This window comes from Streptomyces sp. NPDC085524, from assembly GCF_044541755.1.
Classification (GTDB): domain Bacteria; phylum Actinomycetota; class Actinomycetes; order Streptomycetales; family Streptomycetaceae; genus Streptomyces.
In genome coordinates, this window is the sequence record NZ_JBITTH010000010.1 from 202,003 (window position 1) to 226,427 (window position 24,425).

At 73.4% G+C, this 24,425-nt stretch carries 18 protein-coding genes; 8 read left to right on the forward strand and 10 right to left on the reverse strand.

Annotation, left to right across the window (positions count from 1 at the left end):
• Positions 1–64: 64 nt before the first annotated feature.
• The gene (locus ACIGFK_RS17845) at positions 65–1,633 is read right to left on the reverse strand and encodes a DUF6056 family protein (protein ID WP_400052527.1); all 1,569 of its coding nucleotides are present in this window, start codon (positions 1,631–1,633) and stop codon (positions 65–67) included.
• Between the two features lie 374 nt (positions 1,634–2,007).
• Here ACIGFK_RS17845 and ACIGFK_RS17850 point away from each other — a divergent pair, with 374 nt between their 5' ends.
• The gene (locus ACIGFK_RS17850; protein WP_376657050.1) at positions 2,008–3,486 is read left to right on the forward strand and encodes a hypothetical protein; all 1,479 of its coding nucleotides are present in this window, start codon (positions 2,008–2,010) and stop codon (positions 3,484–3,486) included.
• Positions 3,487–3,514: 28 nt separating this feature from the next.
• On the opposite strand, the gene ACIGFK_RS17855 is transcribed toward ACIGFK_RS17850, so the two are convergent.
• Positions 3,515–3,979, reverse strand: a complete 465-nt coding sequence (locus ACIGFK_RS17855; protein ID WP_376657051.1) for a hypothetical protein — start codon at positions 3,977–3,979, stop codon at positions 3,515–3,517.
• A gap of 162 nt (positions 3,980–4,141) precedes the next feature.
• Entirely contained in the window at positions 4,142–6,292 is a 2,151-nt protein-coding gene (locus ACIGFK_RS17860) for a PIG-L family deacetylase (RefSeq protein WP_400052529.1), read from the reverse strand.
• Between the two features lie 372 nt (positions 6,293–6,664).
• Between ACIGFK_RS17860 and ACIGFK_RS17865 the strand changes: the two genes are divergently transcribed.
• A complete protein-coding gene (locus ACIGFK_RS17865; RefSeq protein ID WP_400052530.1) occupies positions 6,665–8,275 on the forward strand; it encodes a sigma-70 family RNA polymerase sigma factor in 1,611 nt (536 codons plus the stop codon).
• Between the two features lie 9 nt (positions 8,276–8,284).
• Here the strand turns inward: ACIGFK_RS17865 and ACIGFK_RS17870 are convergent, their stop codons facing one another.
• Complete coding sequence (locus ACIGFK_RS17870) at positions 8,285–9,139, reverse strand: RNA polymerase sigma-70 factor (protein WP_376657054.1); 855 nt, start codon at positions 9,137–9,139, stop codon at positions 8,285–8,287.
• A gap of 103 nt (positions 9,140–9,242) precedes the next feature.
• Positions 9,243–10,157 carry an NAD-dependent epimerase/dehydratase family protein gene (locus ACIGFK_RS17875; RefSeq protein WP_376657055.1) on the reverse strand — a complete coding sequence of 305 codons (915 nt, stop codon included), beginning with the start codon at positions 10,155–10,157 and terminating at the stop codon, positions 9,243–9,245.
• Between the two features lie 134 nt (positions 10,158–10,291).
• Between ACIGFK_RS17875 and ACIGFK_RS17880 the strand changes: the two genes are divergently transcribed.
• On the forward strand, positions 10,292–12,712 hold the full coding sequence (locus tag ACIGFK_RS17880) for a Helicase associated domain protein (protein ID WP_386467639.1): 2,421 nt from the start codon (positions 10,292–10,294) through the stop codon (positions 12,710–12,712).
• 65 nt (positions 12,713–12,777) lie between these two features.
• On the opposite strand, the gene ACIGFK_RS17885 is transcribed toward ACIGFK_RS17880, so the two are convergent.
• Complete coding sequence (locus tag ACIGFK_RS17885; RefSeq protein WP_376657057.1) at positions 12,778–14,169, reverse strand: glutamate decarboxylase; 1,392 nt, start codon at positions 14,167–14,169, stop codon at positions 12,778–12,780.
• A 277-nt stretch (positions 14,170–14,446) separates the two neighbouring features.
• Here ACIGFK_RS17885 and ACIGFK_RS17890 point away from each other — a divergent pair, with 277 nt between their 5' ends.
• Positions 14,447–14,827: a tyrosinase cofactor gene (locus ACIGFK_RS17890; protein ID WP_376657058.1), complete on the forward strand. Its 381-nt coding sequence runs from the start codon at positions 14,447–14,449 to the stop codon at positions 14,825–14,827.
• On the forward strand, positions 14,824–15,648 hold the full coding sequence (locus ACIGFK_RS17895) for a tyrosinase family protein (RefSeq protein WP_376657059.1): 825 nt from the start codon (positions 14,824–14,826) through the stop codon (positions 15,646–15,648). Before ACIGFK_RS17890 ends, ACIGFK_RS17895 begins: the two co-directional genes overlap by 4 nt.
• Here ACIGFK_RS17895 and ACIGFK_RS17900 read toward each other — a convergent pair.
• Positions 15,645–16,331 (reverse strand): response regulator, encoded by a 687-nt coding sequence (locus ACIGFK_RS17900; protein WP_376657060.1) that lies wholly within the window; start codon positions 16,329–16,331, stop codon positions 15,645–15,647. The genes ACIGFK_RS17895 and ACIGFK_RS17900 overlap by 4 nt on opposite strands.
• Positions 16,328–17,923 (reverse strand): ATP-binding protein, encoded by a 1,596-nt coding sequence (locus ACIGFK_RS17905; RefSeq protein ID WP_386467641.1) that lies wholly within the window; start codon positions 17,921–17,923, stop codon positions 16,328–16,330. The genes ACIGFK_RS17900 and ACIGFK_RS17905 overlap by 4 nt, the downstream gene beginning before the upstream one ends.
• Before the next feature lie 105 nt (positions 17,924–18,028).
• On the opposite strand from ACIGFK_RS17905, the gene ACIGFK_RS17910 reads away from it, so the two are divergent.
• Both ACIGFK_RS17910 and ACIGFK_RS17915 read left to right on the forward strand, forming a co-directional pair.
• The gene (locus tag ACIGFK_RS17910) at positions 18,029–19,384 is read left to right on the forward strand and encodes a cation:dicarboxylate symporter family transporter (protein WP_400052534.1); all 1,356 of its coding nucleotides are present in this window, start codon (positions 18,029–18,031) and stop codon (positions 19,382–19,384) included.
• A gap of 265 nt (positions 19,385–19,649) precedes the next feature.
• Positions 19,650–21,422: a S8 family serine peptidase gene (locus ACIGFK_RS17915; RefSeq protein WP_376657063.1), complete on the forward strand. Its 1,773-nt coding sequence runs from the start codon at positions 19,650–19,652 to the stop codon at positions 21,420–21,422.
• Here the strand turns inward: ACIGFK_RS17915 and ACIGFK_RS17920 are convergent.
• Complete coding sequence (locus tag ACIGFK_RS17920) at positions 21,419–22,159, reverse strand: winged helix-turn-helix transcriptional regulator (RefSeq protein WP_386467643.1); 741 nt, start codon at positions 22,157–22,159, stop codon at positions 21,419–21,421. The two genes, ACIGFK_RS17915 and ACIGFK_RS17920, sit on opposite strands and share 4 nt — an antisense overlap.
• A 151-nt stretch (positions 22,160–22,310) precedes the next feature.
• Between ACIGFK_RS17920 and ACIGFK_RS17925 the strand changes: the two genes are divergently transcribed.
• Complete coding sequence (locus ACIGFK_RS17925) at positions 22,311–23,741, forward strand: FAD-binding oxidoreductase (RefSeq protein WP_400052536.1); 1,431 nt, start codon at positions 22,311–22,313, stop codon at positions 23,739–23,741.
• Here the strand turns inward: ACIGFK_RS17925 and ACIGFK_RS17930 are convergent.
• Positions 23,687–24,355: a (2Fe-2S)-binding protein gene (locus tag ACIGFK_RS17930; RefSeq protein ID WP_376657066.1), complete on the reverse strand. Its 669-nt coding sequence runs from the start codon at positions 24,353–24,355 to the stop codon at positions 23,687–23,689. The two genes, ACIGFK_RS17925 and ACIGFK_RS17930, sit on opposite strands and share 55 nt — an antisense overlap.
• Between the last annotated feature and the right edge of the window lie 70 nt (positions 24,356–24,425).

A 24,425-nucleotide genomic window follows, 5' to 3' on the forward strand; every position in this document is an offset into this window, starting at 1 on the left:
CACGCAGCGGAACGCCCATCGTCGTACGGCAACGATGTGGTCTAGACCCTACCGGGATCTCCGGTCAGAGGCGGTGGATCCGCTCGATTCCGTACCACTCCACGACGCACGCGGCGACCCAGTCCTTGTCGTAGGCGGAGGTGTAGAAGGGTTCGGCCAGGCTTCCGATGTGCAGGGGGCGGTATCCGATGTCGGTGGCGCCGCGCGCGGCCTCGGTCCGGATGCGGGAGTTCTGGGCGTCCCAGGCCACGGCGCGCGTGACCGTGGCGGTGGTGAGCTGCTGGACGCTCGGGACGAGCGCGGCCACTGCGGCCAGCGCGAGGCCGCCCGCGGCCACGATCCCGGCGGGCAGGGCGAGCGTGCCGGTCCGCCCCCGTGCCGGGAGCCGGCGGGCCCATGCCCCGAGCAGCGCACCGTAGGCGCACAGCGCGAGTTCCATCGGCACGAGGTAGTTCGTCCACGTACGGGCGTACGTCCACCCGCTCGGGCCGTAGCCGCTGCGCAGGCCCAGCACCACCGCGAACGAGCCCAGCACCACCACCGGCACCGGGAGCAGCAGCACCGCGACCAGCGTGGTCCGCGGAACGGGCCGGCTCCGGCTGCGCCGTCCGAGCTGCGTGGCCGGGATCCGCAGCCCTGCCGCCAGGCCCAGCAGGACGCCGGCGGCGACGGCTCCGAGGTAGGCCCACTGGCCGGTCACCGTCTCCCACATGTGCAGCCAGTCGCTGAAGGTCGCCCGGAGTCCGCCCGGGGAGAGCAGGGACTCCTTCTCCGGCTGCTGGGCGCGGCGCCACCGGGCGCCGGGTGAGGTGTAGAGGACGATCAGGCCGCAGACGAGTCCGGAGCACCAGAGCAGGCACCAGGTGAACGGGCGCCAGGTCTGCGCCAGCCCCAGGCGGGGCAGCGCCAGCAGCCCGGCTCCCGCCGCGAGCAGACCGCTGACGAGCGCGAACGGCTCGCTCAGGGTGCCGAGCGCGAAGCCGATGAGGAACGACCCGGCGAAACCGAGCGCGCGCGCGGCGGACCGGGGTCTTCGGACGGTCCGGATCGCCAGCAGGAGCGCCCACACTCCGATGACGCTCGGGATCGTGTGCGAAATCGAAGCGGGGGCCCACAGCAGCACCTGGTAGCTGCGCGTCCCGGCGTAGTAGAGCACCGCCTGGACGACCAGGGCGCAGGCGGTCAGCGTCACGACCCCGGGTCTTCCGCCGAGGAGTCGGACGAACTGGCGCCCCAGCAGGACCAGCCCGACGGTGAAGGCGACCGTGATGACGGTCGGGAGGATCTTGGCTCCGGCGAGTCCCCCGCCGTAGACGACGCCGCTCAGGAAGGCGTTGGCGATCCGGCCGTTCTGAGTCGAGTAGAAATCGGCCGTGATGCCGAGGACCCCCAGGTCACGGGCCTTCCAGGCGGCGCACCAGTCATCGGAGGTGGGCCGCAGGTAGAGCCCGAGGAAGCACCCGACGGCGACCAGGGCCCCGGCCGCGGCCAGCACGGCTCCGCCTGCGCCCCGCAGCATCCTGCGGACGAGGCGGCGTCGGCCGCTCTCGGGGCCCGCCGCGGAGGAATGCGTCCGGCGGCCCCCGTCCCCGTCCTCGTCCTCGTCCTCGGTCTCGGTCGGTGCAGTGATCATTCAGCAGTCCTCCGCAGCGACGGCTCCCGGCCGGGCCGACGGCCGGTGCGCCTGCCGACGGCGGACACCTCAGGGCAGGCCCGATCACACCAATGTGCACAGTCCGCAGCCGACCGGCATCCGGGGGCGGCCCGATCACCCGGGCGGCGGGCATGTCGTGGCGGGCGGCGCACGCCTGTCCCACGATGGGCCTTCCGGGGGCCTGTGCCCGGAAGGGCGGAAGGGCGGGACACCGGGACACACGTACGCCGGAAGGCCGAGACGCCTGGAACGCCGGAAGGCCCGGACGCCGGGACGCCCGCCACCGGGACCCCGGGACGCCCGGACACCGGGCGGGTTCGCCCGGCCCGGAGAGCCCAGGAGAAGGAGCGGTCATGCCTGCTGTCCCGCTGGTCCGCTGGGCGGTCGTCACGGCGTCCCTCGCGAGCGTCGCGCTTCCCGTGTGCGTCGCGGCGGTCCCCGTCGCCCGGCCCGCCGACGAGAAGCGGCAGGTGTTCTTCGTGCGGGCCCTGGGGCACCAGAGCCACGGTGAAGCCGAGGGCAGCTACGCGCCCCTGTCGATCCTCGCCGCCCCCACCGTCGGTCTCCTGGCCCATGAGACCGCCGTCGAGGGCATCACGGCGTCGGTCGCCAAGGACGCGCAGTACGTCGAGCGGAGCAACGTGCTGCGGCTGCCGTCCGGGCGGTGGAGGTACGTCCCCGCCGACCGGACGGCATCGGTCCTGGTAGCCGCCGGCGATCCGGCGGCCCGGCGGCAGATCGCGCAGAGCCGCGCCTGGCTGGCCGCCGGACGGGTGCCCGGCAGGTCACCCGCACAGCGGGCGGCGGCGGAGCGGGCCCTGCTGTCCACGCGCGCCCTGCTCCGGCCCAACGGGGCCCTGGCGGCGGGGTGGACTCCCGGCTGGATGTACTCCTGGCCGCGCGACGCCGGCTTCGCCGCCGCCGCGTTCGCCCACACCGGCCACGATGCCGAGGCCTACCGGATCCTGCGCTACAGCGCTGCGACCCAGCGCAAGGACGGCACCTGGGACGCGCGGACGAAACTCGACGGCTCCGGCCCGCCGGACGGCAGGCGGTGGCAGCTCGACGCCAACGGCTGGGTCCCCTGGGCCACCTGGCAGTGGTACCGGACGGCGCCTCGAAGCACCCGCCACGCCCGGCTGACGGGCCTCTACCCGATGGTCCGCAAGGCGGCCGACCGTGCGGCGGCCTCCCTGGGGAAGGACGGCCTGCCCCCGGCCTCCCCGGACTACTGGGAGCTGACGACGGCCACGCCGAACATCGGGACGGCCGCCCCCCTGCTCTCCGGGCTCAACGCCTCCGCGGACCTCGCCCGGGAACTCGGCCGGCCGGCCGACGCGGCACGCTGGTCCGGCGCCGCCGGGCGGCTCTCCGCCGCGATTGCCGGCAGGTTCGCTCCGCTGGGATACCAGCGCACCGTCGACGGGCAGCACGGCCGCGACAGCGCGGTGGCCTTCATGGCGCCGCCGTTCAACGCGGCCCCGCCCGGCCTGCCCCGCGCGCTCGACGCCACGTACCAGGCCCTGCTCCTGCCCCAGGGGGGCCTCACTCCCGGAAACGATCCGACGGCGCCCTGGGGCGCCTACGCCTGGACGCCGAGTACGGCGCTCTTCGCCCTCGCCTGGGCCGGCACGGGGAGGACGGCGGATGCCGGGAAGGTCCTGGACTGGATCCTCGCCAAGCGGAACCCGCTCGGCGAACTGTCCGAGAAGGTCGACCGGGCCGGCAGGCCCTCGTCGGTGGCACCCCTGGCGTGGACGGCCTCGATCCTCGTCCTCTCGCTGGTCGCGCTCGACGACGGGGCTCTCCCCACACCGCCCTTGCGTTCCTAGGCCGTCCCGCCCCGGGCCGGGCGTCCGCTCAGACGGGCTCCGTCCCGTCACCCGGCGGCGGAGCGGTGCGCAGACGTTCCAGCTCGGCGAGGAGGTGCTCGTACGCGCGCCGTTCCGCCTGCACCGCACGCCGGAACGGGAGGTGGTGCGGATCGTGCCGGGACGGGGCCTGCCCCGCGGCGGCGGCCCGCCGGGCCCTCGCGTCGTCGAGTTCGTTCAGCGCGGCCACGTATCCGCCGTCGAGGAGCTTGTGGTCGAGGACCTGGGTGAAGGCCCGCTCCGCCAGGGCGTCCAGCCGGTCGAGGTGCTTCGCGCAGCTCGCGGGGGCCGTTTCGTCGCAGCCCTCTTCCAGGACCGCGGAAAGCGATCTCAGGGTCGTCCTGAGCTCCGGGTACCCCCAGGCGGGCACGGCGTCGTTCCTGCACCCGGTCATGAGGGCCGCGAGGGCCGCGCAGGCGGCCACGGCGCCGACCGCGCCCGGCCGCACGCGCACGCGCCGTCCGCACGGGAGGAGGGAAGGGGTCATGAGAGCCCCGATCGCTGGTGGGTGGGGGTCGTGCCGCCGCCGTCCCCGGAGGGGGTCCGTCCGTCATCGTCGCCCGCCGCGGCCCCGGCTGCCACCCGGGTTCCGGGGGCCGCGGGCGCACGGCGCGGGTCACCGCAGCGGGGGTCCCCCGGCGACGGTCCGGTCGGCGCTCCCGTCCTGTGCGTGCGGCCGGGGCTGAACCGCCCGGTGCCACGGGGAGGGGGTCCGGCTGCCGTGCGGCTCGGTCCCGGGCTGCGGGACCGCGTTGACGACGTGCAGCTCGGCGTCCAGGCCGAGGGCCGCGGCGACGGCCGTTCCGGAGCTGTCGGCCACGGCCGCCGGGGCCCCCGTGTAGAGCATCTGGGACTGCTGCCAGGAGCGCGGACCGTCCGTGACCGCCCAGGCGACCGTGCCCGCGTCCGCGCGGCCCGCGAGCAGATGGCCGGCGACGCCGACCGCGCCGTAGCCGCCCAGACCGCCCTCCTCGGCGACCGGGGAGAACTCCGGCGCGGGTTCGCCCGCGCCGGCCAGGCTCGTGCAGACGTTGCCCGTGCCGGGCCGGCGGAAGAACAGCCGGACTCCGCCGCCCTCCGGGCTCGCCGAGAGCACGCCCGTGGTCTGCGGCAGCCCGGTCGGGAACGGCCCGCCGAACGGGTCACCGGGCGCCTGCTGGACCCAGGCGAGGACGGACTCCGAGGTCGCCGCGTACACGTGCCGCCGCCCCGACCCGTCGGTCGCGGTGACCGGGTCGCCCTGGAGGCCGGCGCCGCCCAGGGCCTGCCACTCGCCGAACGAGCCGCCCGCGGCCGCCTGGGTCCGGGCGCGCAGCGTGCGCGCGGAATCGCGTACGTACACCGTCATCCGGCCCGCCGGATCGACCGCGACCGCGGGTCCGCTGATCGCCGAGGTGCCGGATATGTCGGCGGTGTCGGGGGTGCCCAGGGACTGCCACGGGCCGAACTCCCCGCCGGCCGCGGCCTGGACGGCGTACACGACGTCGCGGCCGTAGTCCTGGGGCGCCGTACCCAGGGTGGTGCGGGTGGCGAACACCGCGACCCTGCCGCCGGGCAGCCGCACCGCCTTCCCGCCCGCGTCCACGACGGTGCCCGTGCCGGTGCCGGGAAGGAACCGGGGGCCCTGCCAGGGGGCCTGCGCGCCGGTGCGCGACCAGTACGCCATCCGGCCGTCCAGCACCGCGAAGGCCCACAGCCGTCCCGGGGCGCCTTCGGCCATCCAGGACGTGCCGTCGCCCCGGCTGTACCGGATGGTCTGGCTCCAGCCCGCACCGGCGGGCCGGGTCGCGGTCTTGCGGTCGCCGCAGCCGGCGGGGCTGCCGCACCAGTCCTGGTGATCCGTCCAGGCGTAGGTCTTGAGGTAGCCGAGCTTCTCCTCGGCGGTCTGCGGGTCGAGCGTCGGGGGCAGCGAGCTGTTCGGGTAGCTCACGTAGTTCTGGACCGAGAAGTGCGGCCGGTCCGCGGATTTCGCGTAGCGCTCGGCGGCCGCCTGCACGAAGCGGGCGCCGTACATGTGGTCCTGGTGGTCGAGGAAGGTGCCGCTCCCCGTCCTGCCGGGGGTCGGGTCCTGCGTCCGTATCGTGGTCGGCCTGTAGCGCGCGAACACGTCCGCGATGGCGGCCACCGCCTGCTCCTTGGTGTACGAGAACCAGGGCTTGACCGGCGTCCCGGAGGTCAGCTGCGCCCCCAGGGCGGGCACCTTGCCGTCCCACAGTCCGCGCAGGCTGTCCGGGTTGTCCCCGGAGATGCTGCGGGCCTCGCGGAGCTGCATCCACACCAGGTTGACCTCGGGCCTGGCGACGAGCACGTCCACCTCCGCGCTGCCTCCGCCGGCGGTGGGTATGGAGCGGCGCTGCCAGGCGCTGGTGCGTTCCCCGGTGGCCATCTCCGCGTAGGCGGCCCGGATGCCGTTCTGCCGGGCCTCCGCGTAGGCGGCTCGGTCGGCGGGGCCCACGGCGTCCTGCAGGTGCGGGCTGTGGGCCTCGTTCCTGCCGTCGGACTCGCCGGAGGTCAGGTAGACGGTCGTGACCCTGATGCCCGTCGATATGGAGCGGCTCAGGTCGGGGTTCATGAAGAAGAGGTCGTCGTCGGGGTGCGCGACGACCTGGAGCGCGGAGCCCTCGGTCACGCTCGGTGTGACGAACGCCTCAGGGCCGTCCGGCTGTCGGTCGGTCACGTGTCCGTAGGCCCACGCCGTCGTCCCGGCGACGCCTATGGTGATCGCGGCGAGCAGGGCCGCGAGGCGGGGGCGGCTGGCCAGGGACATCTGCGGGCGCCTTGGGGGTCGGTCGGTGCGGGAATCCGCTCGGGAGATCGGTTCGTGCCCCCATGGCTCCATTGCCTCCGGAGACGACCGGGCCCGATTATGCCTCGCACGATTGCCGCTGACACACCATCAAGAGGCATATGCCGGGAAGGGAGTTGATTGGGAGATTTCACCCATTTGCACCTTTTGGTAGATCTTGGGGTGCTCGCGGGTCCGCAAGGGAGGAGGCCGGGCGCGCCCGCGGAGGGGAGGGCGGGACCATGGCCGGCGGATGCCGGGAAAACAGATTCCGGATAACTGTTATCGGGGCCCCACTCGACGGTCTCCCAGGTATTGGGCATCATCGACCGCCGGTACGGACAGGGACATCACATGAGTACTCAGCAGACGGCAGCGCTTGTGGCAGCGGCCCGCGCAGGCGATCCCCGGGCGCAGGACGAGCTCGTCGCCACCCATCTGCCGCTGGTCTACAACATCGTCGGGCGGGCCCTGAACGGCTCCGTCGACGTGGACGACGTGGTCCAGGACACCATGCTGCGCGCCCTCGACGGGCTGGGCGGTCTGCGCTCGGACGAGAGCTTCCGGTCCTGGCTGGTGGCGATCGCGATGAACCGGGTCCGCGCGCACTGGCAGGACCGGCAGAGCGGCTTCGGGCAGAGCGCCGCCCTGGACGCGGCCGATGACGTGGCCGACCCGGGGGCGGACTTCGTCGACCTGACCGTCGTACGGCTGAACCTGTCGGGCCAGCGGCGCGAGACGGCCCGCGCCACGCGCTGGCTGGAGCCCGACGACCGGGGTCTGCTGTCGCTGTGGTGGCTGGAGTGCGCCGGGGAGCTGACCCGGGCGGAGGTCGCCGCCGCCCTGGAGCTGCCCGCGCAGCACGCGGCGGTGCGGATCCAGCGGATGAAGGCGCAGCTGGAGTCGGCGCGGGTGGTCGAGCGGGCGCTGGACGCGCAGCCGCGGTGCGAGGAGCTGCGGGCCGTGGTGGCGACCTGGGACGGCGAGCCCTCCGCGCTGTGGCGCAAGCGAATAGCCCGCCATGCGCGTGAGTGCGTACGCTGCTCCGGCCTGTGGAGCGGCCTGGTTCCGGCGGAGGGGCTGCTGGCCGGGCTGGCGCTCGTACCGCTCTCGGCGGCGCTGCTCGCGTGGACCCGGACGGCCGGCGCCGTCGGCTTCGTCCCCGCCGCCTCGGCGTCCGCCGCGGGCCCGGACGAGCTCGCCCAGGTGGGTACCACGGCCGGCGAGGCTGCCGGCGAGGCGGCCGGCGGCCGCGGGGCCCTGCGCAGGCACCGCCGCCAGCGCCGCCGGGTGGTCGGCGCCGCGGTGGTCGCGGCGTGCGTGGCGGGCGGCGGCCTGGTGTACCTCGGCACGCTTCCCGGTTCCGGCGGCAAGAAGGACGAGGGCGCGCCCGCGCCGCTGGCCGCGCTCTCGGCGACCGAGTCCGCCTCCGCGCTCCCCTCCCCGTCGGCCTCCGCCTCGCCGTCGCCCTCCCCGTCGGCTTCGGCGTCCGCCTCCGCGAGCCCGAGCCCCAGTCCGACCCCGGCGAAAACCTCGGCCTCCCCGGCCAAGAAGACCTCCGCTCCCCCGCCGGCGCCGGCCCCGCAGGGTGTGGCCGGGCAGGTGATAGCCCTGGTCAACTCCGAGCGGGCGGCGGCCGGCTGCGGCCCCCTCAAGGAGGACCCGCAGCTGCGGGCGGCCGCCCAGGGGCACTCCGACGACATGGCGGCGCGGAACTTCTTCGACCACACCAACCCCGACGGCAAGGACCCGGGCGACCGGACGACCGCGGCCGGGTACCGCTGGTCGACGTACGGGGAGAACATCGCGCGGGGCCAGCAGACGGCGAAGTCGGTCATGGACTCCTGGATGAACAGCCCGGGCCACCGGGCGAACATCCTCAACTGCTCCTTCAAGGACATCGGCGTGGGCATCCACCAGGGTTCGGGCGGACCCTGGTGGACGCAGAACTTCGGAGCGCGGTAGCAGCGCCCCTCAGGCCTGGATGCCGCGCAGCTTCTGCGGGTTGATCGCGAGGCGCAGCGCGGTGATCCGGCCGTCCACGGCGTCGAAGGTGAGGGCGCCTGCGTTCACGCCGCCGTACACCAGAAGCAGTCCGGGCTCGCCGTTGATCTCGGCGGGGTGCATCTCGACGCCCTGGACCTCCGGTTTGGCGAGGACGCCGAGGAACCAGCGGGCGACGCTGTCCGGGCCGTGCAGCGGGCGGCGGGCGGCCGTGACGACGCCGCCGCCGTCCGACCACGAGACGACGTCGGGGGCGAGGAGCGCGAGCACCTCTCCGAGGTCTCCGCCGGCGCAGGCCGCGCGGAACTTCTCGGCGATCTGGCGCTGTTCGGCCGGGTCGGCGGTGAAGCGGGGGCGGCGGGCGCGTACGTGTGCGCGGGCCCGGTGCGCGGACTGGCCCACGGCCGCCTCGGACTTCCCGACGACCTCGGCGATCTCCGCGTAGGAGTAGCCGAACACCTCGCGGAGCACGAACACGGCCCGCTCGGTCGGGGTCAGGGTCTCCAGGACGACCAGGACCGCCATCGAGACGGTGTCGGCCAACTCGGCCTCCTCCGCGATGTCCGGCGTGGTGAGGAGCGGTTCGGGGAGCCAGGGCCCCACGTACGCCTCGCGCACCACCCGGGCGGACTTCAGCCGGTTCAGGCTGAGGTTGGTGACGGTGCGCACCAGGTAGGCCCTGGGGTTCTCCACGGACGCCCGGTCGGCGCGGTGCCAGGCCAGCCAGGCGTCCTGCACGATGTCCTCGGCGTCGGCGACGCTGCCGAGCATGCGGTAGGCGGCCGCGAACAGCAGGCGCCGGTGCTCCTCGAAGGGGTCAGTCATGATCGGTACGGTGGCACCGCCCAGCCGGATGATCAAGGTCCGTCCGGGATCCGTCCCGCATTCCCGTTCCCTCTCCCGTTGTGTTCCCCGCCCGCCCTCCGCCTCACTTCGCCGCGAGCGCCTTCAGGGTCTCGGTGCATCCGGGGTGGCTCGGCGCCCACCCGAGGCCGGCCCTCGCCTTGGCGTTGGAGACCCGCATGTTCGTGGTGACCACGCGGTGGACGTAGGAGAAGGGGCGCATCAGCCAGGCGGGCACGGTCAGCGGCTTCGGGGTCCCGAACGCCTCGGCGACGTTCTTCACGTACCCGCCGAAGCCCATCGGGGTGTCGTCGACGATGTTGTACGCCTCCCCGGGGCGGCCGCCTTCGACGGCGAGGGCCACGGCGCGTCCGGCGTCGGCGAGGTCGACCCAGGGCAGCACCCTGCCCCGGTCGGCGACCGCCGCGATCTTCCGCGTGCGCAGCAGCTCGACGAACGACTCGGTTCCGCCGGCGCCGTAGAAGAGGCCGAAGCGCAGCGCTATCCCCTCGATGTCCGGGTCGCCGAGGACGAGTTGCTCCTTGACCCGCATCCCTTCGAGGTGGCGTTCCACGGCCGGGTCGCCGACCGGGGCGTAGGGGTCGGCGTCCTCGGTGATGACGTGGGCGCCGAAGTCCCGGTAGCCGTATCCGAAGACCATCGACTCGGCGATGACGCGGCGGGCTCCGACGATGTGGGCGGCCTCCATCAGGTACCTGGTGCCGGTGAGCCGCAGGTCGTCGGTGGCGAACACGTCCTTGTGCTTCATCGGGGCCTCGCGCAGGGCGGTCGCGGCGTGCACGACGATGTCGGCCTTGACTCCGTCGACCGCGCGCAGCAGTCCGTCACGGTCCATCAGGTCGGCGCGGACGTCGGCTCCGGTGCCCCGGCCGAGGCTGATCACGGTGTGTCCGGTGCGGGTGAGCGCCTCGGTGATGTGGCGTCCCAGGACTCCGCTCGCCCCGGCCAGCAGTACCTTCTTGGTCTCGTTCATGTCCATGGGACAAGACAAGCCCACCGCACTTGACGCTCCCTGGTGTGACCCGTGTCACGACCCTCCGGGCATGTGCGTCAAAATCAGGGCAGGATAGGAGCTGGAGACGAATCAGCAGATCACAGGGGTGGGTGAGGTGAATGGCGAGGAAGCAGCTGCGCCCGCACCAGCGTGAGGCCGTCGATGCGGTGGTGCGGGCCCTGGAGCTGCCGGCCGGGGGCCGGGTACCCGGGGCCGGGCTGCGCACCCAGGTGATCATGGCGACGGGGTCGGGGAAGTCCCTCGTCGCCGTCCGATCGGCCGAGGAGCTGCGGGCCGGGCGGGTCCTGGTGCTGGTGCCCTCGCTGGACCTGCTCGTACAGACGGCCGCGGCCTGGCGGGACGGCGGCCGCACCGGGCGCTCCCTCGCCGTGTGCTCGCTGCGCGGCGAGGACGCGGGGGTGCCCACGACCACGGATCCGGCGGAGCTGGCCCGCTGGTGCGGCCCTTCGGTGGAGCGGGTGACCGTGTTCGCCACGTACGCCTCGCTCGGACTGGGCATCGTGGAGCGGGCGCACCTCGCCGGGCTGCCCGGCTGGGACCTGGTCGTGGTCGACGAGGCGCACCGCACCTCCGGGCGGATCGGCAAACCCTGGGCGGTGGTCCACGACAACACGCGGATCCCCGCGGTCCGGCGGCTCTACCTGACGGCCACGCCCCGGGTCTGGCAGGACGGCGAGGAGAGCGAGGAGGAGGGCGGAGGCAGCGGCGCCAGGGGGCGCGGCGAGCTGGTCGCCTCCATGGAGGACGACCCCCGGGGGCCGTTCGGCGCCCGCTGCTACACGCTGTCCCTGTCGGAGGCCATCGACCGCGGGATCTGCGCCCCCTACCGGGTCGTGTGCGTGGACGTGACCGATCCGGGGTTCCAGGCGGCCGTGCTGATGGGCCGCGACGGGCGCTCGGACGAGGTGCGCGGGGCCCGGCTCGCCGCACTGCAGACGGCTCTCGTGAAGGCCGCGGTGCACCAGGGGTTCCGGCGGACGCTGGTCTTCCACCATCTGACCAAGGAGGCCGAGGCGTTCGCGGCCGGCCTGCCGGCGGTGGCGACGCGGCTGCGGCTGACGAGCCGCACCCCGCGCCCGGTGTATCCCCGGCGGGTGTGGGCGGACTGGCTGTGCGGGCAGCATTCGGCGCCGCACCGGCGGCGGGTGCTGTCCGCGTTCGCCGATGCCCGGGTCGCCGAGAAGGCGTTCCTCGGCAGCGTGCGGGTGCTGGGCGAGGGGGTCGACACCAAGGAGTGCGACTCCGTCTTCTGGGCGGACGTACGGGGCTCCATGCCCGACCTGGTCCAGGCGGTCGGGCGGGCGCTGCGGATCCGCCCCGGGGAGGGGAAGGTCGCCTCCCTGGTGGTGCCGGTGCTGCTGGGGCCCGGCGAGAGCCCGGCGGAGATGCTGACCTCCCGGGCGTACGGAGACCTGGCGCGGCTGCTGGAAGCGCTGCGGGCGCACGACACCCGGCTGGTCGAGTCGCTGGCCCAGCCGCAGGTGCCGGGCGGGGCCCCGGGCGCGGCGGCCCCGGGCGGCCTCAGCGGCGGCGCCGAGGGCCTGCTGAGCTTCTCGACGCCCCGGGATCCGGCGCTGCTGGCCGCCTTCGTCCGGCTGCGCGTCCTGAACCCGGAGCACGAGCACTGGCGGCGCGGGGTCGAGGCCGCCCGGATCTACGCCGCCGGGGCCGGGGACCTGAAGGTCCCGTTCGGCTTCAAGGCCCCGGCGGGCGACGAGGCCTGGCCGCCCGGGCTCGCCCGGTTCCCGCTCGGCCAGTGGATCGCGGACGTACGGCGCACCTACCGCCGGGGTGCGCTGGGCCGGGAGCGGGCGGCCGAGCTCGACGCGCTGGGCATGGTGTGGAGCCACTTCGACGTGGCGTTCGCCGAAGGACTCTCGGCGGCCCGCGCCTGGGCGGCGGAGCACGGGCACCTGCTCCCGCCGGTGGAGGCCACCTGGGGCGGCGCGCCGGTCGGGGTGTGGGTGAAGAACCAGCGGGCCGCGGCCCGCCGGAAGGGCCCTGGGGCCCTGTCGGAGGAGCGGCGGGAGGCGCTGGAGGCCATCGACGCCTCCTGGTGCCCGGACTGGGAGATCTCCTGGCAGCGCGCCTTCCACCTGACCCGGGCTCACCTGGACGCGGGCGGGCGGCTGCCGCTCGCCCCCGGCGAGGTGCTGGTCCAGGGCGAGGACCTGGGCGCGTGGGTCCGTACCCAGCGGCTGAACTGGGAGCGGCTGGCCTGGGCGCAGCGCTGGCTGCTGGAGCACGCCCTCGGCGCGACCCCCGCGAGCGAGGCGGAGCGTCCGGCGCCGCGCCGCAGCCACGCCGAGGCGTGGGCCGATCACCTGGAGGCGGCCGAACAGTTCCACCGGCGCGAGCAGCATCTGAGGGTGCCCCGCAAGCACGTGGAGCGGGTCGGCGACCAGGAGCTGCGCCTGGGCGCCTGGATCGCCAACCAGCGTTCCCGGGCGAGCTCGCTCACCCCGGAGCGGGTGGCGGCGCTCGACGCCCTGGGCATGCGCTGGCCGGCGTCCGGCTGAGGCGCCCGGCGGGGGGTGCCCCGCCGGGCGCCAGCCGGGCACGCCAGCCGGACCCGTACGGGACCTCAGTGGTGGAAGCCCGACCGGGGTTCGGTCGCGGGCACGGGCGGGGGTGTGGCGGTGAGGTGGTCGACGGCCCGGCGCAGGTCGTCGGCGAGGAGGGCGATCTGGTCGCGGGTCACGCCGTGCCGGATGAGCACCCGCTGGATCACGGTGTCGTCGCGGGCGGGCGGCAGCGGGTACGAGGGGACCTGCCAGCCGCGCATGCGCAGCCGGTCGGAGAGGTCGTAGAGGGTGAAGGGGGATCCGGCCGGGTCGGTGAGCGTGTAGGAGACGGCGGGGAGTCCGCCCTGGCCGTCGTACAGGAGGGTGAAGGGGCCCATGGCGGCGATCTCGCCGGCCAGGTACTGGGCGGTGTCGGCGCAGGCCTGCTGGACGCGCCGGTAGCCGCCGCGGCCGAGGCGCAGGAAGAGGTAGTACTGGGCGATGACCTCGCCGCCGGGCCGGGAGAAGTTGAGGGCGAAGGTCGGCATGTCGCCGCCGAGGTAGTCCACGTTGAAGACGAGGTCGGCGGGGAGCAGGTCGGCGGTGCGCCAGACGATCCAGCCGACGCCGAGGGGTGCGAGTCCGTACTTGTGCCCGGAGGTGTTGATGGAGGCCACCCGCGGCAGCCGGAAGTCCCACACCACGTCCGGGTGGAGGAAGGGTGCGACGAAGCCGCCGCTCGCGCCGTCGACGTGGATGGGGATGTCCCAGCCGTGTTCGGCCTGGATGGCGTCGAGCGCGGCGGAGAACTCGGCGACGGGCTCGTAGTCGCAGGTGTAGGTCACGCCCATGATGGCGACGACGCCGATCGTGTTCTCGTCCACGTAGTCGGCGAGCTGGTGGGCGCGCAGGCCGGTGGCTCCGGGCTCGAGGGGGACCGGGCGCAGTTCGACGTCGAAGTAGCGGGCGAACTTCTCCCAGCAGATCTGCACCGGGCCGCACACCAGGTTCGGGCGGTCCACGGGCAGGCCCTGGGCGCGGCGGCGCTCGCGCCAGCGGAACTTGAGGGCGAGTCCGCCGAGCATGGCGGCCTCGCTGGAGCCGGTGGTGGAGCAGCCGGTGGCGGCGGTTCCGGCGGGGGCGTGCCACAGGTCGGCGAGGATGTTGACGCAGCGCTCCTCGATCTCGGCGGTCTGCGGGTACTCGTCCTTGTCGATCATGTTCTTGTCGAGGCACTCGTTCATCAGGCGGTGTACGCCGTCGTCCGACCAGGTGGTGCAGAAGGTGGCCAGGTTCTGGGCGGCGTTGCCGTCGAGGAGGAGCTCGTTGTGGAGGAGCTGGTAGACCACCTCGGTGGGCGAGTGTTCGTCCGGGATCCGGTACTTGGGGAGGATCTGGCCGCTCAGCGCGGACGCGAACACATCCGTCCAGGCGTCGAGCGCACCTTCGTCCTTCGTCTTATGCAGGGCCATATCGGGACTATATGGGACAGATGACCCTGAATCCCTTCGATGGCCGACCGGCACGCACCGCCGCTTCCGGCCGACTCCGCAGTGTGACCGCCTCCATAGCCCGCCGGTGCGGCCGGAGGATTTACCGTCGAGTAGGGTTTCACCCGCAGGTCTTCCCGTTCGGGCCACTGGAGCCGGTCCGGACGGGAAGATCATCCAACTTGTTCTACCGGCAACTTATCCGCTGATGTCCGGATATCGGTCAGTGGCCCTCTTCGCCCTGGTACCTCTTCGTGCCATGAACAAGATCACCCGCCGACAGGCCTTGGCAGGCACCACTGCCGGCGCACTCACCGCATGGGGCTTGGCGGCCACCGTCGCGAACGCCACCACGGCCACTGCTCCGACGACCTCGGGCACGGCCACCGACGAGGTCTACCAGGGCCGCCGCATCCGGATAACCCAGGACGGGGGCGGCCACCACGGCGGCCACCACGGCGCCGGGCTGCCCACCGTCCGGATAGACGGCCGCGAGCTGCACGTGATGCGCAACGCCGACGGCAGCTGGATCAGCGTCGTCAACCACTACGAGACCTTTGCCGACCCGCTCTCCCTCGCCCGCGCCGCGGTCCGCGATCTCCAGGGCTCCGAGCTCGCCCCGTTCGGCGGTGCGGCATGACCGTCCGCAAGAACCAGGCCGCGCTCACCGCCGACGAGAAGCGCGCCTTCACGGCCGCGCTGCTGGAGCTGAAGCGCACCGGCACGTACGACCGCTTCGTCACCACCCACAACGGCTTCATCATGTCCGACACGGACTCCGGCGACCGCGTGGGCCACCGCTCCCCTTCGTTCCTGCCCTGGCACCGGCGCTTCCTGCTGGAGTTCGAGGCGGAGCTGCAGAAGGTCGACGCGAGCGTGTCGATCCCGTACTGGGACTGGACCGCCGACCGCACCTCCCGCTCCTCGCTCTGGGCCGCCGACTTCCTCGGCGGCACAGGCCGGGCCCGGGACGGGCAGGTGCTCGACGGGCCGTTCGCCCATGCGGGCGGCAAGTGGAACGTGAACGTACGGGTGGACGGGCGCGCCTACCTGCGCCGGGCCCTCGGCACGGGCGTCGCCGAGCTGCCGACCAGGGCGGAGGTGGACTCCGTACTGGCCATTCCCGTGTACGACGCGGCCCCGTGGAACAGCTCCTCGAGCGGCTTCCGCAACAACCTGGAGGGCTGGCGGGGCGCCAACCTGCACAACCGGGTGCACGTGTGGGTCGGCGGGCAGATGGCGACCGGGGTCTCGCCGAACGACCCGGTCTTCTGGATGCACCACGCCTTCGTGGACAAGCTGTGGGCCGACTGGCAGGCACGCCACCCGCAGTCGGCGTACCTGCCTGCGGCGGGCACCCCGAACGTGGTGGACCTCCACGACACCATGCGGCCGTGGAACGACGTCACCCCGGCGGACATGCTGGACCACCGGAAGTTCTACACCTTCGACAGGCCCTAGGACGCCGCCGCCAGCCAGCGGTAGTGCAGTTCGGGGCGGCCGACCTGGCCGTACCGGGGGGTCCGGTCCGCGCGGCCGGTGTCCACCAGGTGCTCCAGGTAGCGGCGCGCGGTGATCCGGGAGATCCCGGCCGCCTCGGCCGCCCCCGCCGCGGTCAGCCCCTCGGTCGCCGCCCTCAGGAGGGCGGCGACCCGGTCCAGGGTCGGCGCGCTCAGCCCCTTGGGGAGCTGGGCCGGGCGGGGTGCGCGCAGGGCGGCCATCGCCCGGTCCACGTCGTCCTGGCCGGCCGCTTCGCCCGCCGCCTGGCGGAACTCGGCGTAGCGCAGCAGCCGTTCGCGCAGGGTCGGGAAGGCGAAGGGCTTCAGTACGTACTGGACCACGCCGAGGGAGACGCTTTCGCGGACCACCGCCAGGTCCCGCGCGGAGGTCACCGCGATCACGTCGACGGGGTGCCCGGCCGCCCGCAGCCCGCGCGCGAAGCGCAGCCCGTGCCCGTCGGGCAGGGTGAGGTCGAGCAGCAGCAGGTCGACGCGGGTCCGCTCCAGGGTCCGGGTGGCCTCGGCGAGCGAGTGGGCGACGCCGACGGCGGTGAACCCGGGCACCCGCCCGACGTACAGCGCGTGCGCGTCGGCGGCCACCGGGTCGTCCTCGACGATCAGCACCCGCACCTCGCCCGCGCTCACCGGGCACCGCCCGGGGCCGGCAGCCGTACGGTGAACTCCGCGCCCCCGGCCGGGCCCTGGGCCGCGGTGACGCTCCCCCCGTACCGCTGTGCCACCTGGCGCACCAGCGCGAGGCCCAGGCCCCGCCCCTCGCCCTTGCCGGACCAGCCGCGGCGGAACACGTCGACGCCCTCCGGCAGCCCGGGGCCGTTGTCGGCGACCCGCAGCAGCAGTTCGTCCCCGTCCGGCCGCAGGGTCACCGCGATCCGGGCGCCGGGGACGCAGGTGACGGCGTCGGCCGCGTTGTCGATGAGGTTGCCCAGCACGGTGACCAGGTCGCGTGCGGGCGGCAGACCGCCCCCTTCGGCGAGGCTGCGGCTGTCGGGCGTGACGACCAGTTCCACGCCCCGCTCGTGCGCCTGGGCGGCCTTGCCCAGCAGCAGCGCCACCAGCACGGGCTCCCCGACCGCGGTGATGACCTGGTCGGTCAGCGCCTGCGCGAGCTCCAGTTCGGCGGTGGCGAACTCCACCGCCTCGTCGGCCCGGCCGAGTTCGATCAGCGAGACCACGGTGTGCAGCCGGTTGGCCGCCTCGTGGGCCTGGGAGCGCAGGGCCTGCGTGAAACCCCGCTCCTGGTCCAGTTCGCCGGTGAGCGACTGGAGTTCGGTGTGGTCGCGCAGGGTGACCACGGTGCCCCGGCGGCCGCCGCCCGCGACGGGCGAGCTGTTGACGACGAGCACCCGGTCGGCGGTCAGGTGCACCTCGTCCACCCGGGGCCGGTCGGCGAGCAGGGCGCCGGTGAGCGGAGCGGGCAGGCCGAGGTCGGCGACGCCCGTGCCGGTCATCCCGCCGTGCAGGCCGAGCAGTTCCCGCCCCGCGTCGTTGATCAGGGTGATCCTGCGCTGTCCGTCGAGCAGCAGCAGGCCTTCGCGGACCCCGTGCAGGGCCGCCTGGTGGTAGTCGTACATCCGGCTGAGCTCGGCCGCGTTCATGCCGTGCGTGTGGCGGCGCAGCCGGGCGTTGACCACGTACGTGCCCAGGCCTCCGAGGGCGAGCGCCCCGCCGGCGACCCAGGCGAGCGCCGAGAGCTGTGCGGCGAGCCGGTCGCTGATCGCGCGGACGGTGATGCCGGAGCTGACGAGGCCGACGATCCGGCCGCCGTCGGTGAGCGGTGTGACCACGCGGATGGAGGGGCCGAGGGTGCCGGTGTAGGTCTCGCTGAAGGTCTCGCCGCGCAGTGCGGGGGCGGTGTTGCCGAGGTAGGGCTCGCCGATGCGCCGCGGGTCGGGATGGGTCCAGCGCCGCCCGTCGGGGGCCATGATCGTCACGAAGTCCACGCCGGAGTCGGTGCGGACCTTCTCCGCATAGGGCTGGAGGGAGGCCGAGGGGTCGGTTCCGCCCGCGGATCCCCGTACGGCCTCGCGCACGGACGGCGAGTCGGCGACGGCGTGGGCCACGGCCCCGGCCTGGCGCCGGGCGGCCTCCTCGGCCTGGCCGCGTGCGGTGGCGTACGCGAAGACGGCGCACCCGGCGACGACCACGGCGACCAGCAGCACCTGCATGGCGAAGAGCTGGCCGGCGAGGCTGCGCGGGGGCCGGGGGAAGCGGAACATGGCGCTCAGTGTGCACCGGGTCGTGAACTCAATGAACGCAAGGGTGACCGGGGTCACAGCGCTGGGCGATGGTCTCCCGGAACGACTTCACCACCAGGAGGCATCGTGGCCGCCAGGCGCGACAGAACGCACTATCTCTACATCGCGGTGATCGCCGCGGTGCTGCTCGGCATCGCCGTCGGCTTCGCCGCGCCGGGCGTGGCCGTGGAGCTCAAGCCGCTCGGCACCGGCTTCGTCAACCTCATCAAGATGATGATCTCGCCGGTGATCTTCTGCACGATCGTGCTGGGCATCGGTTCGGTCCGCAAGGCCGCCAAGGTGGGGGCGGTGGGCGGGCTCGCCCTCGGCTACTTCATGGTGATGTCCACGGTCGCGCTGGCGATCGGACTGCTGGTCGGCAACCTCTTGGAGCCGGGCAGCGGGCTGCACCTGACCGAGGCCGTGAAGCACGCGGGCGAGGCGCAGGCCAAGGCGGGCGGGGCGCAGAGCACGCCGGAATTCCTGCTCGGGATCATCCCGACCACGCTGGTGTCCGCCTTCACCGGGGGGCAGGTGCTGCAGACGCTGCTGGTGGCGCTGCTCTGCGGATTCGCACTGCAGGCCATGGGTGCGGCGGGCGAGCCGGTGCTGCGCGGGATCGGGCACGTGCAGAAGCTGGTGTTCCGGGTGCTCGCGATGATCATGTGGGCGGCGCCGGTGGGTGCCTTCGGTGCGATCGCGGCGGTGGTCGGGGCGACGGGCATGGACGCCCTCAAATCCCTGGCCGTCATCATGATCGGCTTCTACACGACCTGTCTGCTGTTCGTGTTCGTGGTGCTGGGCACGCTGCTGCGGGTGTGCACGGGGGTCAACGTCTTCTCCCTGCTGCGCTACCTGGGCCGCGAGTTCCTGCTGATCCTCTCGACCTCCTCCTCGGAGTCCGCGCTGCCGCGGCTGATCGCGAAGATGGAGCACCTGGGCGTCTCGCGTCCCGTCACGGGGATCACGGTGCCCACCGGGTACTCCTTCAACCTGGACGGGACCGCGATCTACCTGACGATGTCCTCGCTGTTCATCGCCGAGGCGATGGGCAAGCCGCTCGCGCTCGGCGAGCAGATCTCACTGCTGCTCTTCATGGTCATCGCCTCGAAGGGTGCCGCCGGGGTCACCGGCGCGGGTCTGGCCACACTGGCGGGCGGGCTCCAGTCGCACCGGCCGGAACTCGTCGACGGCGTCGGCCTGATCGTGGGCATCGACCGGTTCATGAGCGAGGCCCGGGCGCTCACCAACTTCGCGGGCAACGCGATCGCGACGGTGCTCATCGGGACGTGGACGAAGGAGTTCGACCACGCCCGGGCCGGCGAAGTCCTCGCGGGACGGCTGCCGTTCGACGAGACCACGCTGGTCGACGACGGGCACGGCGGGCCGACGGCCCCCGTCCCGGTCCAGTCGGCCGGCGACAAGGACGGCGTACCGGTATAACCGGTGCGCCGTCACGGACCGACCGGACAGGGTTCGCCCCCACGGTACCCAGCCCGGTCGGTCCGCCGTATTCTCCGCAGTTGCACCCATAGTCGGTATTCAGCCACCGATAAACGAACCTCCGGGCGGTAAAAGGTACTTCCGCAACCGGCCGCGTGCATGACATCTTGCGTCCACCACTTGTTTCGTACGACCCGGCCTGACCACCGGGTCCACGGAGGACGCATTGATACCCCACATATCCAGCCGACCTCGACGTACCCTCGTGCTGGCCGCCACCATCGGCGCCGCACTCGCTTTCGGGGCCCCCGCCGCGCTCGCCGGCACCGCCCCCGTCTCCCCTTCCGGCTCTCCCGCCAAGTCCGGCACCGCCCCCGCGGCGCCCAAGGCCGCGGCGCCGACCTCCCAGAGTGCGACCTGGGTTGCCGGCACCCGCGCCTACCTCGTGATCACCGCTCCCGGTGACACCACGGCCGTCCGCAACGCGGTAACGGCCAACGGCGGCACGGTCTTCCAGTACTACGACGCGATCGGCGTGATCGTCGCCCACTCCTCGTCCGGCACCTTCGCCACGACGATGCGCGGCGTGAGCGGCGTCCAGCAGGTCGGCGCGACCCGCACCTCGGACGTGCCGGCGGACGCCTACAACCCGGCCCTGCCCGCCAATCCGACGCAGGCCACGACGCCGGCGGGCGAGCCGAACCGCGTCGACATGACCCAGATCAAGGCCGACCAGGCCTGGGCCGTCACCACCGGCTCCCCTTCGGTCAAGGTCGGCATCCTGGACACCGGTGTGGACGACCAGCACCAGGACCTGGCGCCGAACTTCAACGCGGCGGACTCCGCCTCCTGCGCCTACGGCAAGCCGGACACCCGTACGGGCGCCTGGCGTGACGTCGGCACCCACGGCACCCACGTGGCCGGCACGGTCGCCGCCGCCAAGAACGGCAAGGGCGTCATCGGCGTGGCCCCGAGCGTGAAGATCTCCTCGGTGCGCATCGCCGAGCCCGGCTCCTCGCTCTTCTTCGCCGAGAACACCGTGTGCGGCTTCATGTGGGCCGGCGACCACGGTTTCAAGGTCACCAACAACAGCTACTACACGGACCCGTGGCAGTTCAACTGCCCGGACAACGCCGACCAGGCCGCGATCATCGAGGGCGTCAAGCGCGCCCAGGAGTACGCGGAGGGCAAGGGTTCGCTCCAGGTCGCGGCGGCCGGCAACTCCAACATCGACCTGGCCAACAAGACGACCGACACCGAGAGCCCGAACGACTCGACCCCGGTCACCCGCACCATCACCAACGCCTGCCTGGACATCCCGACCGAGCTCCCGGGCGTGGTCACCGTCGCGGCGAACGGCACCGGCACCACCAAGGCCTCGTTCTCCAACTTCGGCCAGGGCGTCATCGACGTCGCAGCTCCCGGCAGCAACGTCTACTCCACCGCACCGGGCGGCACCTACGCCACCATGAGCGGTACGTCGATGGCCAGCCCGCACGTCGCGGGTGTGGCGGCGCTCATCGCCAGCGTCAACCCGGGCATCACGCCGGCCCAGATCCGCGAGAAGCTGGCCGCCCAGGCCAACGACGTCGCCTGCCCGTCGGACAGCCGCTGCAAGGGCACCGCGGCCAACAACGGGTTCTTCGGCGAGGGCCAGGTCGACGCGCTGAAGGCGGTCGGGTCCACCCCGCCGCCCGGCAAGTACTTCGAGAACACGGGTGACTTCGCCATCGGCGACAACACCACCGTGGAGAGCCCCATCACCGTCAGCGGTGTCACGGGCAACGCCCCGGCCACCCTCAAGGTGGGCGTGAACATCGTGCACACCTACATCGGTGACCTGAAGGTCGACCTGATCGCCCCGGACGGCACCGTGTACACGGTCCACAACCGGGCCGGCGGCAGCGCCGACAACATCAACCAGGTCTACACCGTGAACGCCTCCTCGGAGGTCGCCAACGGCACCTGGAAGCTGCGGGTCAACGACAACGCCGGCGGCGACACCGGCAAGATCGACTCCTGGAACCTGACCTTCTAGTTCCGCCGAGCCGTCGCCGAGGGCCGTCGGGGAGCAGCGCCACCGCTCCCCGACGGCCTTCGTGCGACCGGCTTGATGTGCGCGAAGGCGCTCTTGGCGTTCCAGGTGGGGAAGGCCCGTACGAGCCAGGACGGGCCGTGGAGCCTGATGCGGTCCTCCCGGACGGCTTCGGTCCAGCTCAGCCGGCCGGCGTGCCATTTCACGAAGGCCTCTGCTTCCGCCGTGACGTAGAGGTCCTCGTCGACACCGGGGTACGTCTTGCAGATCTCCGTGTCCGCGTGCTCGATCAGCAGCCAGTACCGCTCCGGGCTGCTGCGCCGCCCGGTGAAGTCGAAGCGGATGACGACGCGGCCGTCCGGGAGCCGGTCCCGGCGGAGCATGTTGCACATCGACCACAGCGCCACGAAGGGGTCGAGGTGCTCGGGGGCGATCTCGAGCCAGGCGGCGCCCCACTCGCCGAGCGACACGCAGACCTTGAAGAGGTCGCGGCCCGCGGAGGTGAGCTCGTAGTGGTGTCCGCGCCCTTCGTGCTTGGGTTCCGACGCGACGATGCCGAGCCGTTCGAGCTGCTTGAGGCGTTGCGCGAGCAGGGTCCGCGACAGTCCGGGGGCGCCCTGGAGGATCTCGCCGAAGCTTCCGCAGCCCAGGTACAGGTTGCGGATGATCACCGGTGTCCAGCGCTCGGCGAAGATCTCGGCGCCGCGGGCGATGGGACAGTACTGACCGTAGGTCCGCACGCTGCCAGTCTCGCACGCCCGCCCCGGGCGGTCCGGTCCAGATTCCTGACTTCACGGCCCCGGCACCCGGTGGTGCGATGGGGGTGTCGGATACGAGGACCACGACACCGGCCGGCCGGCGGGCCGGCCGTCCGAGCGGGAGGTGACCGCGATGGACATCGACGGTTTCCGGGGCCGGCTGATCACCGCCGGACACGATGACTACGACGCCGCCCGGGCCGTGTGGAACGGCGCCGTCGACCGGCGTCCCCGGCTGATCGCCCGGTGCGGCACGACCGCCGACGTGGTCGCCGCCGTGCGCTTCGCCCGCGACCGCGACCTGGAGATCGCCGTCCGGGGCGGGGGCCACAACGTCGCCGGCACCGCGGTGTGCGACGACGGGATCGTCGTCGACCTCTCGCACATGCGGGCCGTCCGGGTCGACCCCGTGGCCCGCACGGCCCGGGTGCAGGGTGGTGCGCTGTGGGGCGACGTCGACGCCGGGACGCAGGCCCACGGGCTGGCCACCACCGGAGGCATCGTGGGCCACACCGGCGTCGCCGGGCTCACGCTCGGCGGCGGCCTCGGCTTCCTGATGCGGCGGCACGGGCTCACGGTCGACAACCTGCTGGCCGCCGAGGTGGTCACCGCCGACGGCGACCTCGTACGGGCCTCCGCCGACGAGCACCCCGACCTGTTCTGGGCGCTGCGCGGCGGCGGCGGGAACTTCGGCGCCGTCACCACCTTCGAGTTCGCCCTGCACCCCCTCGGCCCGACCGTGACGGCCGGCCCCGTCTTCTGGGCGGCGGACGACACCGCGGAGGTGCTCCGCTTCTACCGTGACTTCGTCTCCGAAGCCCCCGACGAGCTGGGCACCGTCGTCAGACTGGGCACCGTTCCCCCGCTGCCGGTGGTCCCCGAGGAGCTGCACTGGCGGCCGGCCGTCGCCGTGGCCTGCTGCTACGCCGGACCCGTCGACGAGGGCGAGCGGGTCCTGCGGCCCCTGCGCCGGTTCGGGACGCCCCTCGTGGACCTGCTGGCACCCACGCCCTACGCCGCGTTCCAGGGCGGTCTCGACGACACCGTCCCCCACGGGTGGCACTACTACTGGAAGTCCACCGGACTCAGCGGGCTCTCGGACGCCGCCGTCTCCGTCATCGCCGACCAGGCCCACCGCGCCGGCTCGCCCCGGTCGTACACGGCGGTGTTCCACATGGGCGGCGCCGTCGCCCGGGTCCCCCGCGGCACCACCGCCTACGCCGGCCGGGACGCGGCCTTCAACATCGTCATCGACGGCGTGTGGCTCCCCGGGGAAACCGGTGAGCGGTCCGCGGCCGAGACCGCCTGGACACGTCGCTTCCTCCAAGCGCTCGGGCCTCACCGAGGCGGCGGCGTCTACGTCAACTTCCTCGACCGCGACGACGACCCGGCCCGGGTCCGCGAGGCCTACGGCGACGACACCTACCGGCGGCTGGCCGGGGTCAAGGCCGCGTACGACCCCGGCAACGCCTTCCACCACAACAAGAACGTCCGCCCGGCCGAGCCCGCCTACCTGGTCCGCAGCACGCAGTCCCCGCAGAGCCCGCCGCCCGGCACCTGGTAGTAGAGGCAGCAGCTGCGCCGTACGAAGGCCACGCCGAGCCCTTCCTCGTGGATGAAGGTGCCCGACCCGGCGAGCGCCCCTCCCTCGCCCAGCAGTTCACCGGCCAGGGCCACGGCCGTACCGCCCGGCACCCGGTCGAGCAGGACCCGCAGGGCTCCGACGAGCCCCGACGCGGCATTGCCCCGCAGCACCTTCGGCGAGACCCCGAACCGCTCCCGCAGTCCCGCGTCGAGCACGGCCAGGTTCCCGAGCACGGTCTCCCCGAGCGCCCGGGCCGGCAGCTCCCCCGGCTCGGGCAGCCACAGCTCCAGCGAGCCCGCCGCCGGCAGCCGCCACCACACCCGGTCCGGGGCCAGGTCCGGCACCCTCCCGGCCAGGGCGGCGCAGCCGAGCCCGGCGGACCACAGCCGCGAGGCGATCCCGAGCTGGGCGGTCGAGGCGGCCACCCGCCCGGGCCCGCTGCCGATCCGCCGCCCGACCTCGGCGACGTACGGCTCCAGCCGCTCGCCGTACAGCTCGCCGAGCGGCCGGAAGCCCTCCCCGGGCGGTTCCTTCCCGCAGGGGACGGTGAAGAACGGCCCGACGGAAGCGAGCCTGCGCAGTACCTCGTCCATGCCCGGATGATCTCAGGCGCGGGGGCTCACTCCGCCGGGGAGCAGGCGGCCGCCCCGGCACCCGGGCCGC